Origin of the sequence: Kineococcus rubinsiae (genome assembly GCF_011839805.1) — a bacterium.
GTDB classification, from domain to species: domain Bacteria; phylum Actinomycetota; class Actinomycetes; order Actinomycetales; family Kineococcaceae; genus Kineococcus; species Kineococcus rubinsiae.
In genome coordinates this window covers 119,560-135,363 of the sequence record NZ_VWPY01000005.1, presented here as the reverse complement: position 1 = coordinate 135,363, position 15,804 = coordinate 119,560, and the positions used below count along the sequence as shown (strand labels likewise).

Genomic DNA, 15,804 nt, shown 5'->3' with positions numbered 1-15,804 from the left:
TGTCCCTATCTAGCTTGGAAAGCAACCTACTTCTTGGGATTCGCTCGACGGTTGATGAATCGCGCGCTTTTCGACATGAGCGCAAGATCATCCGGGGATCGGACGTCGGTCAACCGTGCTCGGATCCGGGAGCTGATGTCCACGTCGTGCGGCAGCGACGCCAGCTCGCCGGCCTCGACAGGCACCCCTTGCGCCTGGGCGATACCCGCCAGGTAGGCCCAGTGCAGCGCCGCACCCTCTTCATAGGAGCGCCCTTCGAGCGGCTCGTCGGGCCCGACCACCGTGCGTGCGGTCTGCATCAGCGTCTCCACCGACTCGTAGGACCAGATGCCGCTGGGGCCACTGGCGGCTCAGCCGCGGTCGTCGAGCAACGTCAGTCGCCGTCCACCAGTGAGCTCGAGCTCGTGCAGCGCAGAGACGGACAGACGTCGATCGTCGTTGGGCTCAGGTCCTGCCGTCTCGTCGATGTCGATGGACGTGATCAGTCGCCTGGCCTCGGACATGCCTGCAGCGTGGCGCACGCCGGCTAGCCATCTTGGAGGTTCCCCACAGCGGCATCCCGTGTCCCACAGCCGACCATTTGTGAGACGCAATAGGAGAGTGGTCTCAGCGTGTGACCTGCAGCGGTAAGCGGCCTCTTGCTGGCGGCGCTACATGGCGGGCCGACTGAGCACTGAGCGCGGGATAACCGGATGTACCTGCGCGAGGGCTTCCCGGCTGCTTGGCTGGACGCTGTGATCACTTGGACAGAGGTCAGCCCCTCTCGACGAGTCATCGGCGCGGGACTCGTCCTGGTCGTGGGCGCCGTCGTGTCCGGTTGCGGTGGGTCGACCTCACCGCAGGTCCAGAACGTAGCGGCCTGCATCGGCCCGTCGTCGACGTATTCAAAGGGGGCCATGGTGCGGGTGGAGCTGCGGATGGGCTCCAACGTCGTGGCCTCGGGGACTGGACCGGTAGGCAGCACCATTGGTGCGCAGGTCCCGCTGGGGGAGGTGTCGGTCTTCGCCGACGACGTCCTGGTCGGTGTGGTGGGGTCTGCGAATGCGCCTGCCACTGTTGGGGAAGGCGAGCCGGCCGATGTCAGCTACTTCTCCCAGTCTGGTTGTCCCACCTCCCCGCCCGCCATCTGACCTCGAGGAAGCCGGCGTCCTAGGCGGCTGTAAACCAATGACCGCGGTCGGAACGGCGTAGTGATCGTGCTGCTGACGGCTCGGTCATCGTCATGACCGCTGGGTCGCCGGCCGCCTGGGTCGCGACATGACCGTGCGTCTTGCACCGCGGGATGACCGCGCGTCCGCGTCGCCTACAGCTGCCTCAGGTCGGCATCGACCGACGAGGTGAGGCGACGGTTGTGCGCCACCGTGCCCAGCACGTCGGGTACCCAGATCACCAGTAGTGACAGCAGACCGCCGTAGCCACCGGCCACACGCCCCATGCCCAACCACGCGCCCGCGGCAGTGAACGCCACCGCCGCCAGTGACAGCGCCCACCAGGTTTTGGTCGTCACCACCGTCCCGGTGTAGCGGTCGAAGCGGCGAACGGTGAAGGGCAGGTAGCGCCCTTCGTTATCGCGGCTGCGTCGGTAGGCGGCAGTGAGACCCAGCAGCACTGCCACGATCCATGTACCAGCACCCAGTAGCACGATCACCACCTCCTGGGCAGGAGCTTGGCAGGTCAACCAGCTCAGGCGGCACCAAGTGATCATCCGCATCTCGACAAGACCGTGGAGTCCTTGCCCGACCATGGTCGCGCGCTGAGCGCGGGATGACCGTGCGGAAGGCGTCGCGGCGAGGCGACGGAACGGGTGATCAGTGGTCCACGGCCTGGTGGGCGTTGAGGGCGTCGATGCGTGCGTCTTCGCTCTGCAGGCGCTTCTTGCGCGACTCGTGCCCCTCTGCCCAGATCCCCAGCAGTACGACCGCTCCCAGGATGGTGGCCGCCCAGCCACGCCACTCGTCCATCGTGCCCCTCTCGACCAGGAAGACGAACCCGGCGATGAGCCACCCCATGGGGAGTACTGCTCCTAGCCACCAGTGGGAGCGGTTGGACATGACGAGGCGCTGTACGAGCAGCAAGGCGAATCCGGCGGTGTAGATCGTCACATCGGTGGTGCTCATGTGCGTCCTGCCTTTGAGGTCGAGGTCGAGGTCTTGTAGGCGTGGAGGACGCGATCGGCGGCGTCTTGGGAGACGACTCCGTCGATGACCATCCCCGTGATGGAGGTGACAAAGGGATCGGCCGGGGCCGACTCGACCGCCTGGACCTTTTCGATGACGCGGTCCAGGCGGGCGCGGATGGTGGGGTAGGAGACGCCGTAGTCCGCGGCGACGCCCTTGAGGGAGCCGGAGTTGAGCACCAGGGTGCGCACGAAGGAGCGGTCGCTGTCGGTGAGGGCTTCGAGCCACTGGTCCACGGTCGACTCCTCTCACAAGATGTTTAAGTTGACCTCAACATTACGCAGACGTGCGCGAGGTGAGCAAGGTCCTTCGACGCTCTCCGTCAGGCGTTGGTCCAAGTCGAGACCTTCGTAGGACGAGGCGATGCGAAGCGCTCTCGGTCCGCTGGGACCGCTCGGTCGTCGACATAAGCGCAAGATCATCCGGGGCTTGGGGCTCGGGGTGCCGGTCAGCCGTGCTCGGATCTGGGCGCTGATGTTCACGTCGCCCTTTGGAGGTTCTCCACAACAGCACTTCGTGTCCCACAGCCGACCGGTTGCGAGACGAGACAGGGGAGTGGCCTCCAAAGCCCGACACGCCGTCTCACAACCCGTGTCCACAACCGACGTCTCACCGGCGGAGCGTCGGCGTCTTCTGAAACGGTCCGGCCATGGCCAGCCATCTGCTCGGGTACGCCCGCGTGTCCACTCCTGACCAGGACCCCGCCCTGCAGCACGACGCCCTCACCGCGGTCGGCTGCTACCGAGTCTGGACCGACACCGCCTCCGGCGCATTGACCGCCCGCCCCGCCCTGGACGACGTCCTCGAGCGCCTGGGGCCCGGCGACGTCCTCGTCGTGTGGCGCCTGGACCGCCTGGCCCGCTCCCTGCGCCACCTGCTGCAGCTCATCGACGACCTCACCGGCAGGGGAGTGGGCTTCCGATCCCTGACGGAGTCCATCGACACCACCACCGCCACCGGCCGCCTCGTCCTGCACCTCTTCGGCGCTCTAGGGGAGTTCGAGCGCGACCTGCTGCGTGAGCGCACCGCCGCCGGGCCGCAGGCCGCCGCCGCCCGCGGCCGACGCGGAGGCCGACCGGCGGTGATGACCCCGACCAAGCTGGCCGCGGCCCGGGCCCTGATCGCTGACGGCGACACTCCGTGGCCAAGACCGCCGCCGCGATCGGCGTCTCCCGCGCCACGCTGTATCGGGCCCTAACCAAGTAGTCGTCAGAATCGTGGGCCAAGGGCGGCCTGCACCGCGCCATAGTGATGGGTTCTACGAGTTGGATCAAGGAGAGCCGGACGGCTCCTCACCCTCCCAACCGGCTCACGCTGAACGCTACGAGGAACCCCAATGTGGTCACGAGGCCGGTGTACAGCTGGGTCCGCTCGAAGGCTTCGGGGATCATCGTGTCGGCGATCATCGTGAGGATCGCCCCGGCAGCCAGGGCGGTGATGGCGGCGACCACCTCGGGCGAGGCGGACCCGAGAGCGAGGTAACCCAGCGCGGCGGCGACGGCGCTGATGATGGCGATGCCGCTCCACACCCCGAAGACGTACTTAGCGCTGCGCCCGGCCCGTTTCATGCCCGCCACGCTGGACAGGCCTTCGGGCACGTTGGAGATGACCACGGCAGCAACCACGGCCACGCTGACCCCGCCACCCCCGAGCAGTCCGATGCCCAGGACCACCGACTCGGGAACACCGTCCAGCAGGGCGCCGATGGCGATCGCCGCGCCGCTGCCACCCTGCTCGGCCTCGGAGGGCTGCTGGTCCCCGGAACGCTTGCGATGCCGGGCACCTCGGCGGGCCAGGACGAGGTTGGCGGCCAGGTACACCACGGCGCCGGCGAGGAAGGCGCTGACGGTGGGCACCAGACCGCCGGTGTCGGCGGCCTCCTGCGCCAGGTCGAAGGCGAGGGCGGAGATAAGGACTCCGGAGCCAAAGGCCATGACCGCCGCCACGACCTTTGCCGGCACGGGCACGAACCAGGCGATTGCGGCTCCCACCACCAAGGCGGCTCCGCCCAGCAGTCCCCAGCCACCCGCCTGCAACCATACCGGCACGCCGTTCCCCATCCTCGTATCTCCCTTGCCTGCGCGAGCCTCCACCTCTGGACGGCGTGCGCAAGTCGGCTTGCGTCGAAAGGTGAACCCGAGAGGTGTGGTGGAGACCGTGAAGCTGGCGCTCAGCCCTTGGTGAGACCTCGCGGCCGCGACCCTGACCCGCACCCGCAGATAACGTCCTTTATCTGCGGGTGTGCCATGCATGCTGAGTCCAAGCTGCGAGGATTCTCGCCGTGTCCGACGACTTTGAACCGCCGCTTCCCGCGACCTTCGACGACCACGGCCACGTCACCGGGCCGTTCCTCCACGGCACGAGGGCATCCTTCGCGCCCGGAGACCTCGTCCTGCCCGGCAGGCCGTCGCACTTCCGCCCCGCCCGGCCCCTGGCGCACGTCTACTTCACGAACCGCCCCGAGACGGCCGCCTGGGGCGCCGAGCTCGCCGCCACACTCGCCACGAACACTGATGGCACGCCGCAGGCCCGCGTCTACGAGGTCGAGCCCACTGGACCGTTCGAGGACGACCCGAACGTCACCGACAAGAAGTTCCCCGGCAACCCCACCCGCTCCTACCGCTCCCATGAACCGCTCTGCGTCGTCGGCGAGGTCACCGACTGGCCCAAGCACACGCCGGAGGAGCTCGAGGCGATGCTCACCGGTCTGGCCCGGCTGCGCGCCCAAGGCCTGGACGTCGTCTACGACTAACCGGCGCTCAGCGTCGGTCCTAAGTCGTCCCGGCGAACAAGAGGTGATGCTGAGCTGCGACCCCGCCCCCCGTCCAGGCGTCCCGCAGGGCGATCAACAACGGAACGGTCATTACGGTGTGGATGATCAAGCTCGTAGATGCGCACGACACCCTTGCGGGGCTCAGGCGGTGGGCAACTCGCCTGCCTCGCCCTCGGGTACGGTCGATCAGCTGCTCTTATAACGAGGCGCATCACCGGTGAGCAGTAGGCGCGAGCAGGAAGACGGCGATGCCCGAGCACTCCTTGAGCACGAGCAACAGCAGTGAAGGCGACGCTGAGGGCTTGCTGGGCGTGCTGGCGCAGTTCGACAGCCTGCTCGAGGGCGCACCGCTGGGCATCGGCATCTTCGACCGCGACCTGCGCCACGTGCGCGTCAACGCTGTGCTGGAGCAGATGAACGGCCAGAGCGCTCACCTGCTGCTGGGCCGCACCCCCGCCGAGGTCAACGGCGACGTCGGCCGGCAGGCGGAGGTCCTCTACCGCCAGGTCATGGACAGCGGCAGTGCCATGCGTGATGTGCGCCTCAGCGGGGAGGTCAGTGCCCGTCCCGGGCAGCTGCGGCACTGGAGCATCACCTTCCACCCCGTGCGCCGTGACGGGCAGGTGGTGGGCCTGTGCGTCATCGTCGACGACGTCACCGCCGAGCACGAGCTCAGCGAGGCCCTGGCGGCTTCTCAGCGCGCCCACCAGCGCCTGGCTGAGGACTTGCAGCGCGACTTGCTGCCCCCCGCGCACCCCGCGGTGCCCGGCGCGGACGTCGCCGCGGTCTACCGTCCCGCCAGCGCCGCAGCCGCGGTCGGTGGCGACTTCTACGACGTCATCGCCATCGATGAGGACCGCTGGCTGCTGGTGATCGGCGACGTGCAGGGCAAGGGGCCGGTGGCCGCCTCCCTCAGCGGCGCGCTGCGCTACGCGGTGCGCACCGCCGCGGTCATCGACCCCGACCCCGCGCAGGTGCTGGCCACCGTCAACGACGTGCTCGTGCGCCTGGACGACGATCGCACCTGCACCGTTGCCTGCCTGCTGCTGCAGCGGCAGCAGGCGTCATCCGGGTCGTCGTGGTCGCTGCGCGCCGTCTCGGCCGGGCACCCGCTACCCCTGCTCGTGCGCCCCGACGCCGACGGCGCTCCCGCACAGGTCGAGGCGCTGGGCGTGCCGAACCTGCTCCTTGGAGTGGTCGGGGGCGTGCGCTACCAAGCGAGCACGGCCACGCTGACACCCGGGGAGTCTCTCGTGCTGTACACCGACGGCGTCACCGAGGCACGAGCACCACGACACCAAGGGCACCCGAGTCGACTGGAGGACGCCGCCGTTGACTCCGGCGTCGGCGCTGACGACCCCCACGACGCGGCGATCGAGCTGTTCGGTGAAGCCCGCCTGCAGGCCCTGCTGAGCGCCACGACCGTGCCGCCCGGTGCCGGGGCAGCGAGCGGGCTGGCCGAAGCGGTCCACCGCGCCGTCGAGACCTTCGCCGGCGGGTCCTCCGGTGATGACCTCACCTTGCTGGTCCTGCACCTGCCAGCGCATCCCTGATCACCAGTGGCGTGGCTGAAGAAGCTACGCAGGTGCGGGTGGGGCCGTGCAACGACCCGTTGATGACGTCCTCGTCTGCGGGTAGCCGGAGGACGTGAGCGACACAAGATCGCGCCCATGCTGTCGGCGCAGTGCTTCATCGACGTCATGCCGGTCTGATGAGGCGGCTCGGGGACCAGTCTGTTTCAGCCCCCGAGCCTCACGCTCCACCGACGCTCGGGCAGTGAATGCGATACCGCCATTGAGCAGTCAAGCTCCGCTCGATGGGGGCTTCGACCTGGCTGGGGCTGCGCGATCTGGCTGATGACTTCGCATTTGGACTACCCTCCCGCCCGGGCGGGACTCCAACAGCCGGTCCCCGACCCCGACGGGACCAGGGGGCCCGCGTGAGCACCACCAGCAGCATGCTCGGCGACACGGTGCAGCGGTCGGCGATCACCACCCGCGACGTCGCCCTCGCCACCGCGATCATCCAGCGCCTCTACGCCGACGCCCGCGTCGAGTTGGGCCGTCCGGGCGAGGACTACGAGTTCCGCCTGGCCGTCGCGACCGCCGGTCCGCTGGCCATGAGCACGGTGCGCTACGGCTTCCAGGGGTGGGCGGAGGTCGCCCCGGTGGACACCTTCACCACCGTCGTCGTCCAGGCCGGCGCCCTGTCCGTCGCCTCCGGTGCTGAGCCAGAACACACGATGGGGACCGGTGAGGTGTGGCGCTGGAACACCCACGAGGAGCTGCGCGCCGGCTACGGCCCGGAGTCCGCCTTCGTCCTGCAGCAGCTTCCGCTTGCCACCATCGACGAAGCCGCCGCGGAGTCGGGCCGGGTTGGTGCTACCGACACCGCGGCCGCGGTCCGCTTCCTGGACACCGCCCCGGTCGACGCCGCCGCCCAGCAGTACTGGGCGGGGCTGATCCGGTTCGCCTACCAGCAAGCCGTAGCACCGGAGTCCCCGCTGAACAGCCCGCTCGTGCGCGCCCAGCTCGTCCGCAGCCTCGCCCAGGCCGCGCTGGTGACCTTCCCCAACACCACCATGACCACCGACTACCTTCCCGGGGCGGGGAACGTCGGGCCCGCCACCCTGCGCCGCGCCCTGGCCCACCTGCACGCGCACGCCGCCGAGCCCCTCACCGTGGCCGACCTCGCCGCCGCCGCCGGGATCGGGATCCGCGCCCTGCAGCAAGCCTTCGTGCAGCACCTCGGGGCCACACCCATGACCCACCTGCGCCGCATCCGCCTGGAACGCGCCCACGCCGACCTGCGCGCGGGCGACCCCCACGCCGGGGACACCGTGGCCGCGGTTGCTTCCCGGTGGGGCTTCGCCCACCCCGGGCGCTTCGCCGCCGCCTACCAGGCGCAGTACACGGTCAGCCCCGCCACCACCCTGCGCAGCTGAGGTCGGATCGGCTTGCTTGAGCTGGGCCGCGTCTTCGTGCATGAGCCGTTCAGGCGAGGGCTGCGTGCGGACACGACACCCGGCGCCTAGGCTTGCCAAAGCAATTGCGCACTCCATGACCGGGGTGCAGTCCTGTCGGCACCCCGATCTTGGAGCGATGGTCGTGTCGTCAGCCGCTGCCTTCCCCATCGATGGCCCCCGCCATGCGGGCTTGCACCACGTCCCAGCACTGGTCGCCCGCTTCGAACGCTCACTTGCGGAAGCCACCGACGGTGAGGACGACAGCGAGCTGCCCTCGCTGCTGTGCCAGGTGGCCAAGCAGGTCCTCGGCGTCGACGGAGCCGCAATGCTGCTGCAGACCGCCACCGGACTGCGCCTTCCCCTCGGTGCCAGCGACGCACTCTCAGCGACCGCGGAGCGTCTGCAGTTCACCGCCGGTGAAGGTCCCTGCTTCGAAGCGATGACCACCGGCCGCCCCATCACCATCAGTGAGACCTCGATGCGGGAGCGCTGGCCGGTGCTCGCGGCCCTGCACGGCGAAGACACCCCGTTCACCGGCGGCATGAGCGTGCCCCTGCGTGCCGGCGAGCTCCGCTTCGGGGTGCTGGACCTCTACCTGGTGCATCCCGGGTCACTGACGGGGCAGGACATCATCGCTGCTCAACTCATCGCCCAAGCCATCGCCGACGTCTTCCTCGACAAGCTGCGCCCCGACACGGCCACGCCAGTCTCGGGCAGCGAGGTTCAGGACGTACCGGACGGCTGGTTGGACACCTCAGCGGTTCACCAGCGCCGCGACGTGTGGGTCGCGGCCGGTATGGCGAACCTCGCCCTCGGTCTGCGGCACGAGGACGCGCTGGCCCTGCTGCGCGCCAGTGCCGTCTCGCGGGGGCAGACCCTCGACGCCTTCGCCCACGACATCGCCACCGGAGACGTCGACCTCGCCACTCTCGAGAAGCAGCCGTCATCCGGCGACGGCACCGAAAGCGCTACCGACCCCGACTGGAGCGTGGAACGGCCGGCCCCACGCCGGACGAACGCTCCGCGTGCTGACACGACCACGCCCGCCCCGGCCCCAGCCCCGGCATCGCCGCCCGAGCGCGCCTCGGCCAAGCTGGAGAACTTGGCACGCATCACGCAGCTGGAAGCCACGGTGGAGCAGCTGCAGACAGCACTCAGCAGCCGCCCCCGCATCGAGCACGCCGTCGGCATGATCATGATGCTCATGCCGTGCGGTGAGGAGCTCGCGGTCGCAGCGCTGAAGAGGGTCTCGATGAACACCAACCGCAAGCTCATCGACGTCGCCGACGTGATCACCAGCAGCGCCAGCAGAGGGAAGCCGCTGCCGGCCGACCTCATGGCCGCTCTTCACGACGTGCTGCCACCGCGGGCGCGAAGCACTCATGCGCGCCCGCCGGCTTCCGCGCCCGCAGCGACCGACTGATCACGTAGTCAGAACGTCCGCGGTCGCCAGCGGATCGACCGCAGCTTCAACGGTGAACCGGTGGATAGCCTCACCGACAGTCGGTCGCCATGTCGGCGAGGTCTGCGCAGGCGAGGGGGAGACGGTCATGGACGAGACAGCAGGCGGCCAGCGCGACGTTCGCCCCAGCCACTTGGTGGACGCCCTGGCGGACCTGGCACGGCAGATGCAGCAGAAAGCCGGTACCGAGGACACCCTCGAGAAGGTCGTCACCGCCGCCATCGCCCTCATCCCCGGCGCCGAAGAGGGCTCCATCAGCGTCGTCACCGGCCGAACGGAAGTCGAGTCATGGGCCGCTTCCAGCGACCTGCCCCGCGGCATCGACGCACTGCAGAGCAAGGTTGCTGAAGGACCCTGCCTGGACGCCGCCTTCGACGCCAAAGTCGTCGACGCACCCGACATGAGCACCGAGTCGCGCTGGCCGCACTTCGCCCAGCAAGCCTCCGAAATGGGGGTGGGCGCCATGATGTCCTTCCGCCTCTTCATCTCCGGCAACGACCTCGGCGCGATGAACCTGTACAACCGCGCCCCGCACGCCTTCGACGAGGAATCACGGCAGATTGGGCTGCCCTTCGTCGCCCACGCCGCCGTCGCCCTAGCTCAAGCCCTGCAGCGCACGAGCCAGCAGACCGCCATGGACAGTCGAGACCTGATCGGGCAGGCCAAGGGCATCCTCATGGAACGGCACAAGCTCAGCGCCGCCCAGGCCTTCAACCTGCTGATCACGGTCAGCCAGCACCGCAACGTCAAGCTGCGCGACATCGCCGAGGAGCTGACCTCCAGCGGGCAACTCGTCGGGCCTCGCGGCAGCATTTGAGCCAGCATGGCCCGGTACCGCGCGTGCAACGATGGGCTTGTGGAAGCTTTGGCCGAGGAGCTCCTGCGGCGATTTCTCTTCCGACTCGCTCTTCCGTCAGGGACGCCACCGTCATCTGCTGACATCGAACGGTCGATCGTCTCGAGAGCGACTCGCCTGAGACGTTGAGCACGCTGCCGGTAACATGATCCGCGTTAGTGATGTCGCGCCCGTGCGAGTTGGATGGCCCCCTTGTGCTGTCTTCGCGTCGACACGGCGGGTCGGTCCTGCAAAGCACTTATCGGGGCCTGGCCGACCTAGTTGAGGCGGTTGGGACCTGCCTCGGCGGGACGGTCACGATCTTCTCGGTGAGCGCGCACAGCGAGGATGGCGCAGTCGTCATCAGGTGAGTCTCCGACCAGCTCATGCACCAGGTGATCCAGCAGCTCTTGCAGGTTCTGTCCAGAGTACGTGGACAGAACCCGGCGCAGGTCGCTGATGCCGTCGCTGATGCTGCGCCCGCGGTGCTCGACGAGCCCGTCGGTGTAAAGGAGCAGCGTGGAGCCCGGCGGAAGCACGTGCACATGATCTGTGCGGGTGGTGGCTGGCAGTAGGCCCATGAGCAGCTCCGGCTCGCTCTCAAGGACCTCGGTGCTGCCGTCGACGTGCAACAGCACCGGTGGCGGATGTCCGGCGTTGGTCCAGCGCAGTCGGCGCAATCCCGCCGCCTTGTCGTGATCGCTTTGCTCGATGCAGGCTACGACGAGGGTGGCCAGGCCGTCGATGCCCAATCCGGACAGCGCCCGGTCCAGGCGTGACACGATCGCGGCGGGAGCCTCCTCGCGGTCGAAGGCATACGCGCGTAGCAGCCCGCGCAGCTGGCCCATGTGTGCTGCGGCGACCATGTCGTGCCCGGTGACGTCACCGATGATCACTGTGGTGGCCCCCTCTGGCAGGACGACGGCGTCGTACCAGTCTCCGCCCACGTGTTCACCTGCCGCCGCGGGAACGTAGCGAGCGCGCAGCTCCAAGTGGTCTGGTTCTGGTAGGTGGGTCAACAAGGAGCGTTGCAGCACTTCGGCGGCGCTGCGGCGCTGGTTGATGAGGGTCGCGCATTGCACGGCTTGGGCGGTGTAGCGCGCGAGGGCGCGCAGCGCCTCTTGCTGCTGGGCGGTCAGCTGGTGAGGGCGGTCCCAGTACAGGAAGAGGACGCCGACGACGTCGTGGCCGGCGACCAGAGGCAGGTGGGCGCTGGCACCCATCGCCGCCAGCGCGGCGTGAGTCGTGATGGAGGGGTGGGCGGCCAGCAGGGCCTGGGTGTCGGGGTAGAACACCGCCCGCCGGGTGCGGGCCGCGAGGGCGGCAGGGGCGTCCTCCTGCCAGCCGATGCGTGTCCACGCCGCATCGGTACCGGCGGGCATGTCGTGCAAAGTCGTGAAGTTGAGCTGGGTTGCGCTGACATCGGGCAGCAGCAGCCCGCCGCCGACGGCGCCAAGCTCGTCGGCCAGGACGCCGGTGAGGGTGGTCGTGACCTCCTGCAGGGAGACGGTGGCGGTCAGGGCCTCGCTCAACCTCAGCAGCAGCTGCCCGAAGCGTCCGGCCTCCTCTGCTGCGGCTTGCGCCTGCTGCGCCGCCGCTTGGGCCTGGCGGGCTCGCTCGGCTTCGCGCATGGCCGTCTCACGCTCTCGCTGGGCCAGGACTTGTCCGGTGACGTCGCTCTGGACGCTGACGTGGTGGGTGAGGGTGCCATCAGCGTCGAAGACGGGGGAGATAACTAGGTGATTGTAGAAGGCGGAGCCGTCATGGCGGTAGTTCAGCAAGGTCTGACTCACCGTGGTCTGCGCGGCCAAACCTTCGCGTAGTTGCTGTACGGCAGCGGGGTCGGTGTCGCGTCCCTGCAGGAAGCGGCAGTTGTACCCCAGCACTTCGGTGCTGGTGTAGCCGGTGAGATGCTCGAAGCTGGGGGAGACCCAGATCAGCGGGTCGTCGGCGGCGGTGGGGTCGCTGATCGCGATGGCGAGCTCACTGGCCAGCACCGAGCCGCGGGCGCGGTCGCTGACGGCAGCGGCCTGAACGTCGGCGACGGCGTCAGGGAAACGCAGCGGCATCAACACCAGCAACGAGCGGGCTCGCAGGGGCTGCGGTGCACCACGTAGAGGCATCCCGATCGCCCACAATGCCTCGCGGGCGTGTGTGGCTTGGCTTTGCAGGGCGGCGCTGATTTGGCGCCCGCTCTCGGGTTCGCCGGCCGCGAGCTGGGACAGGGGTGTGCTGCTGGCACTGAGGGCGGCGCCGGTGTCGACCTTCAGTCCCGCTGCGCGCGACCAGTCCTCCACGCCGATGGGCAGGCTCGCATCAGGAGCGAGCTGGCGGGCGAGGTCGTTGACGTACACGACGTGGTTGAATCCGGTGTCCTGGTTGGGGCCGGTGTCGATCAGCAGCACCGCGGCGGGGTAGTCGTGCACCACGCTGGGTAGCTCGACGTTTAACGTGGTTGCGGACATCACCTCAGGCCGCGGGTCGGTGACACCTTCCGAGGCGGTTTGGCCCGCCGACTGAGACGGCACAAGGCTATCGCCGCGATCGGCGACCTCATGTGCCTGATCACTCATGGCGGAAGGATACGAGCCGCCCGCTCTTGAGCGAGCACTGCCCGGTGCGATTCGTCGCTGAAGACATATACGCCTGCCCGTTGGTGCCCGTGCGGGCACACGTCACGCCGCCACCGGCGATGCTAAGAGATCGGAGGGCTTGACGCGATGGGCGCCGCGGCGGCGGTCAGGGTGATTCTGACCCGGTGATCACCGACCATTACCTCGACGTCCTCAAACGGCTCACCCGTGATGAGCAGGCCGCGTTGGGCAGCTCGTTGGTGCAGCGTGGTGCGAGCATCGACCAGCACGGCGCAGGCGTCGGCCTGCCACTGCGCTTCCTTGACGACGGTGGTGAGCACGAAGCGCTCATGTGCACTGCGTTCTTGCTCGCGCTTGCCGTGATGATCCACGACGACCTCCTGACACGGTCAATGGTGCTGGCTGCTGACACGTGCCCTGAGGAGGGGAAGATGGCAGGGCCCTGGCTGGACCACGTCCCACGATGCCTGCTCTGGGACAAATTTTCTCGTCGACGTCAGACCTCGACCTGCTCACTGACCGGGTGCTGGCCGCTTCATCTCTGCATCAGCCGAGTGAAGCTCGGTGCAGCTGTGCGCTGCCGCCTGGCAGGGATCATCAGTCGATGAGAGATCAACGACGAACCCTGAGATGGCCGCCAGCATCTCTGGCGCGAAGAGCGTACAGGTAAGTGCGGTTCAACATCTGGAGTCGCGCTGATCGGGGGCACTGCGCGGCTCGTGCGCAAGGTGATCAGTGACCTCCGCCTCAGCGGCAGCGCGGGCTTGGCGTGAAGGTGTGCTGGCCGATGAGGGCTGTGGGCGCAGATGCCCCGCCCACTGCCTGCTCCTCAGCACCGGCTCGGCGACGAACGTATCTCGGCGCGCCCTGCGAGGTGCGGGCCACGCTGTCCTCAGACGTCGTGGCCCGCGCTTCACCTACCAGCGCCAGACAAGGTGAGAACACCGACCACCGAGACGGCGTACAGCACTAGGACCACCAGGGGAGTCCCCGCCCATACCGAGTACTCGCTTGGTGGGCCGGAAGATAAACCGACCCTGTGCACGATGCGCAGCAGGATGCCAACGGCGGTGAGGGTGATATCGCTGACGGCTGCCCGCGGCAGCCCCGCCTGCCCGAACACGATCGTCGCCAGCGGAAAGCATCGGCAAGAAGGCGTGACCGCCGCCGATGTCGCTGACCGCGAGCTGGGCGTCGCCGTCGCGTATCGAGGTCAGGCCGGTGGCCAGCTCTGGCAGCGACGGGGCCGCTGCGAGGAGCGTGGCGCCGAATAGCATCGCGGAGATGCCGATGTGGTCGGCGATCGCGTCATCGCTGCGCTCGAGACCCACCCCGAGGCGAGGGAGACCACGGCCGCAGCGCGCCGAAGACCAAGGCAACCTCGGCGGCACCGGTGTCCTTCGACGAAGCGTTGCGCTCGGTCTTGACGCGACTGTGTCTCTTCGGCGCTGGCCGGTTGTTCGGCGCTTGACCATGCGCGTGCCAGAGCAGGCCGTGGTCGGCGCAGCTGAGCAACAGCAGCTCAGCCACTCAGATGATCATGATCGGCAGACCTCCTGGTGCCACCCGCCAGCCTCAGCCGTTCCCAACGAACTGGCCCCAATGAAGCAGCGTGACCGACAGCACTACGATCGTCGGCGGTGCTCCCCCGTGAGTGATATCGGCCATCTTGGCTGGCTGAGGATGCTGACAATCGGTCCAACATTTACCTTCGCCTGCAGGTCGAACCAACGGCTTGCCACGCGTACCTCAGGAGCTCCTGTGCTGGCTGTCGCCGCCACACGCCCAGAACTCGTCACCCTCAGCCCCAGTGCTCACGACCTGATCCAGTACTCGATGGTCGTCGCCGGTCTGGCCTTGTTCGCGCACTTCGTGCGGACCTGGAACTCCACTTCCGAGGTCGGGGTCCGCTACCGACCCGCCGTGCTCGCCTCGCTGTCCATCACCGGAGTCGCGTTCCTCGCCTACGTCTACCTCGTGGTGAAGTTCGACCAGGGCTACATCCTCACCGACGGGCGGTACCTGCCCAACGCCGAGGCGTTGAACACCCTGGTCCCGCGCTACATGGACTGGTCGGTGACCGTCCCCCTGCTCATGATCGAGTTCCTCGCCGTGTCCGCCATCGCGGGCGCTGCGGCCCGCTCGCGCCGCTTCACGCTGATGACCGCGGCGTTCCTCATGATTCTCACCGGGTTCATCGGTGCCACCGTGCAGGGCGACGGGACCAGCCAGACAGCGCTGCTGGTGTGGGGCATCGTCTCCTCGGTCTTCTACCTCGCCCTGTACGTCTTGCTGATCAATGTCCTGCGCCAGTCCAAAGCCTCCATGAGCGCCCGGGCCTACGCCACCTACCGCAACGCGGGGATCTTGCTGCTCAGCGTCTGGGGCTGGTACCCCATCGCCTACGCCATCCACAACTGGGCCAGCGGGCAGTGGTGGACCGTCACCATCCAGGTCGGCTTCTCCTTCGCCGATATCGCCGCTAAGGTCGGCTTCGGCGCCCTGATCCACAAGGTCGCGAAGCTACGCACCGCCGAGGACGTCCACGCCGGCGAGCAGACCCACCCCGAGGAGGTCTGGATCTCCTCGGTGAAGATGTCCGACGGTGTCCAGCCGCTGCTCAAGGGCGTCATCCTCGCCAACGAAGCCCAAGGCGGCGGGCGTCTGCAGCGCGCGAGCACGACGACCACCACTGCTGAGCGTGAACGGAACCTGCGCGATATCACGGGTGCCACCATGACCCCTCCGACGGCCTCGGACACCCCGCGCGCCTTCCCCGAAAAGCCGCCACACTCGTGACCCAAGCGGCCTTGTTGCCGCGCTGCGGGCGACAGAGACAGCCCCAGTGCAGGGTGTGAGCGCGCCGAAGCGCCGGTTCCGTACTTACCGACCGGGTGACCAGCGACCGCACCACATCTGGGACAAAGCTACGAAGTGACATCGCGATGGCTGGATGCCGGCGCCGGCTGGTCAAATATCTCGACTAGCTAAAGACTTT

Annotated in this window: 16 protein-coding genes and 1 pseudogene; 8 read left to right on the top strand and 9 right to left on the bottom strand. The window is 68.2% G+C overall.

The window, feature by feature from the left end; translation table 11 throughout:
- Positions 1-26 precede the first annotated feature (26 nt).
- Both F1544_RS23375 and F1544_RS23370 read right to left on the bottom strand, forming a co-directional pair.
- The gene (locus F1544_RS23375) at positions 27-311 is read right to left on the bottom strand and encodes a hypothetical protein (protein WP_208971325.1); all 285 of its coding nucleotides are present in this window, start codon (positions 309-311) and stop codon (positions 27-29) included.
- A 39-nt stretch (positions 312-350) separates the two neighbouring features.
- Positions 351-503, bottom strand: coding sequence for a hypothetical protein (locus F1544_RS23370; protein ID WP_208971324.1), 153 nt, complete (start codon positions 501-503; stop codon positions 351-353).
- 189 nt (positions 504-692) lie between these two features.
- On the opposite strand from F1544_RS23370, the gene F1544_RS05180 reads away from it, so the two are divergent.
- A complete protein-coding gene (locus F1544_RS05180; protein WP_167582892.1) occupies positions 693-1,130 on the top strand; it encodes a hypothetical protein in 438 nt (145 codons plus the stop codon).
- Between the two features lie 173 nt (positions 1,131-1,303).
- Here F1544_RS05180 and F1544_RS05175 read toward each other — a convergent pair whose 3' ends face one another.
- The 3 genes from F1544_RS05175 to F1544_RS05165 form a co-directional block, all read right to left on the bottom strand.
- Entirely contained in the window at positions 1,304-1,648 is a 345-nt protein-coding gene (locus F1544_RS05175; RefSeq protein ID WP_167582889.1) for a hypothetical protein, read from the bottom strand.
- A gap of 160 nt (positions 1,649-1,808) precedes the next feature.
- The gene (locus F1544_RS05170; protein WP_167582886.1) at positions 1,809-2,117 is read right to left on the bottom strand and encodes a hypothetical protein; all 309 of its coding nucleotides are present in this window, start codon (positions 2,115-2,117) and stop codon (positions 1,809-1,811) included.
- Positions 2,114-2,413: a DUF2089 family protein gene (locus F1544_RS05165; protein ID WP_167582883.1), complete on the bottom strand. Its 300-nt coding sequence runs from the start codon at positions 2,411-2,413 to the stop codon at positions 2,114-2,116. The genes F1544_RS05170 and F1544_RS05165 overlap by 4 nt, the downstream gene beginning before the upstream one ends.
- A gap of 413 nt (positions 2,414-2,826) precedes the next feature.
- On the opposite strand from F1544_RS05165, the pseudogene F1544_RS05160 reads away from it, so the two are divergent.
- A pseudogene (locus F1544_RS05160) lies at positions 2,827-3,383 on the top strand (recombinase family protein).
- A gap of 86 nt (positions 3,384-3,469) precedes the next feature.
- Here F1544_RS05160 and F1544_RS05155 read toward each other — a convergent pair.
- Positions 3,470-4,225 carry a ZIP family metal transporter gene (locus F1544_RS05155; RefSeq protein WP_167582877.1) on the bottom strand — a complete coding sequence of 252 codons (756 nt, stop codon included), beginning with the start codon at positions 4,223-4,225 and terminating at the stop codon, positions 3,470-3,472.
- Between the two features lie 233 nt (positions 4,226-4,458).
- On the opposite strand from F1544_RS05155, the gene arr reads away from it, so the two are divergent.
- The 5 genes from arr (at position 4,459) to F1544_RS05130 (ending at position 10,194) form a co-directional block, all read left to right on the top strand.
- Complete coding sequence (gene arr, locus F1544_RS05150) at positions 4,459-4,929, top strand: NAD(+)--rifampin ADP-ribosyltransferase (RefSeq protein ID WP_167582874.1); 471 nt, start codon at positions 4,459-4,461, stop codon at positions 4,927-4,929.
- 269 nt (positions 4,930-5,198) lie between these two features.
- Positions 5,199-6,503, top strand: coding sequence for a PP2C family protein-serine/threonine phosphatase (locus tag F1544_RS05145; RefSeq protein WP_167582871.1), 1,305 nt, complete (start codon positions 5,199-5,201; stop codon positions 6,501-6,503).
- Positions 6,504-6,889: 386 nt separating this feature from the next.
- Entirely contained in the window at positions 6,890-7,894 is a 1,005-nt protein-coding gene (locus F1544_RS25745; RefSeq protein ID WP_167582868.1) for an AraC family transcriptional regulator, read from the top strand.
- 115 nt (positions 7,895-8,009) lie between these two features.
- Positions 8,010-9,338 carry a GAF and ANTAR domain-containing protein gene (locus F1544_RS05135; protein ID WP_208971323.1) on the top strand — a complete coding sequence of 443 codons (1,329 nt, stop codon included), beginning with the start codon at positions 8,010-8,012 and terminating at the stop codon, positions 9,336-9,338.
- Positions 9,339-9,465: 127 nt separating this feature from the next.
- On the top strand, positions 9,466-10,194 hold the full coding sequence (locus F1544_RS05130; RefSeq protein WP_167582862.1) for a GAF and ANTAR domain-containing protein: 729 nt from the start codon (positions 9,466-9,468) through the stop codon (positions 10,192-10,194).
- Between the two features lie 296 nt (positions 10,195-10,490).
- On the opposite strand, the gene F1544_RS05125 is transcribed toward F1544_RS05130, so the two are convergent.
- The 3 genes from F1544_RS05125 to F1544_RS26825 form a co-directional block, all read right to left on the bottom strand.
- Positions 10,491-12,785, bottom strand: a complete 2,295-nt coding sequence (locus F1544_RS05125) for a SpoIIE family protein phosphatase (RefSeq protein WP_167582859.1) — start codon at positions 12,783-12,785, stop codon at positions 10,491-10,493.
- Positions 12,786-12,907: 122 nt separating this feature from the next.
- Positions 12,908-13,177, bottom strand: coding sequence for a hypothetical protein (locus F1544_RS05120; RefSeq protein WP_167582856.1), 270 nt, complete (start codon positions 13,175-13,177; stop codon positions 12,908-12,910).
- A 546-nt stretch (positions 13,178-13,723) separates the two neighbouring features.
- Positions 13,724-14,281, bottom strand: a complete 558-nt coding sequence (locus F1544_RS26825) for a calcium:cation antiporter family protein (RefSeq protein WP_373368058.1) — start codon at positions 14,279-14,281, stop codon at positions 13,724-13,726.
- Positions 14,282-14,567: 286 nt separating this feature from the next.
- Here F1544_RS26825 and F1544_RS05110 point away from each other — a divergent pair, with 286 nt between their 5' ends.
- Positions 14,568-15,605: a bacteriorhodopsin gene (locus F1544_RS05110; RefSeq protein ID WP_167582853.1), complete on the top strand. Its 1,038-nt coding sequence runs from the start codon at positions 14,568-14,570 to the stop codon at positions 15,603-15,605.
- Positions 15,606-15,804 lie beyond the last annotated feature (199 nt).

Coding starts and splice junctions, on each gene's coding strand:
- F1544_RS05125 (WP_167582859.1), bottom strand. CDS start 12,785: ATGAGTGATCAGGCACATGAGGTCGCCGATCGCGGCGATAGCCTTGTG.
- F1544_RS05180 (WP_167582892.1), top strand. CDS start 693: ATGTACCTGCGCGAGGGCTTCCCGGCTGCTTGGCTGGACGCTGTGATC.
- F1544_RS26825 (WP_373368058.1), bottom strand. CDS start 14,281: ATGGTCAAGCGCCGAACAACCGGCCAGCGCCGAAGAGACACAGTCGCG.
- F1544_RS05135 (WP_208971323.1), top strand. CDS start 8,010: ATGACCGGGGTGCAGTCCTGTCGGCACCCCGATCTTGGAGCGATGGTC.
- F1544_RS05130 (WP_167582862.1), top strand. CDS start 9,466: ATGGACGAGACAGCAGGCGGCCAGCGCGACGTTCGCCCCAGCCACTTG.
- F1544_RS05170 (WP_167582886.1), bottom strand. CDS start 2,117: ATGAGCACCACCGATGTGACGATCTACACCGCCGGATTCGCCTTGCTG.
- F1544_RS23370 (WP_208971324.1), bottom strand. CDS start 503: ATGTCCGAGGCCAGGCGACTGATCACGTCCATCGACATCGACGAGACG.
- F1544_RS05145 (WP_167582871.1), top strand. CDS start 5,199: ATGCCCGAGCACTCCTTGAGCACGAGCAACAGCAGTGAAGGCGACGCT.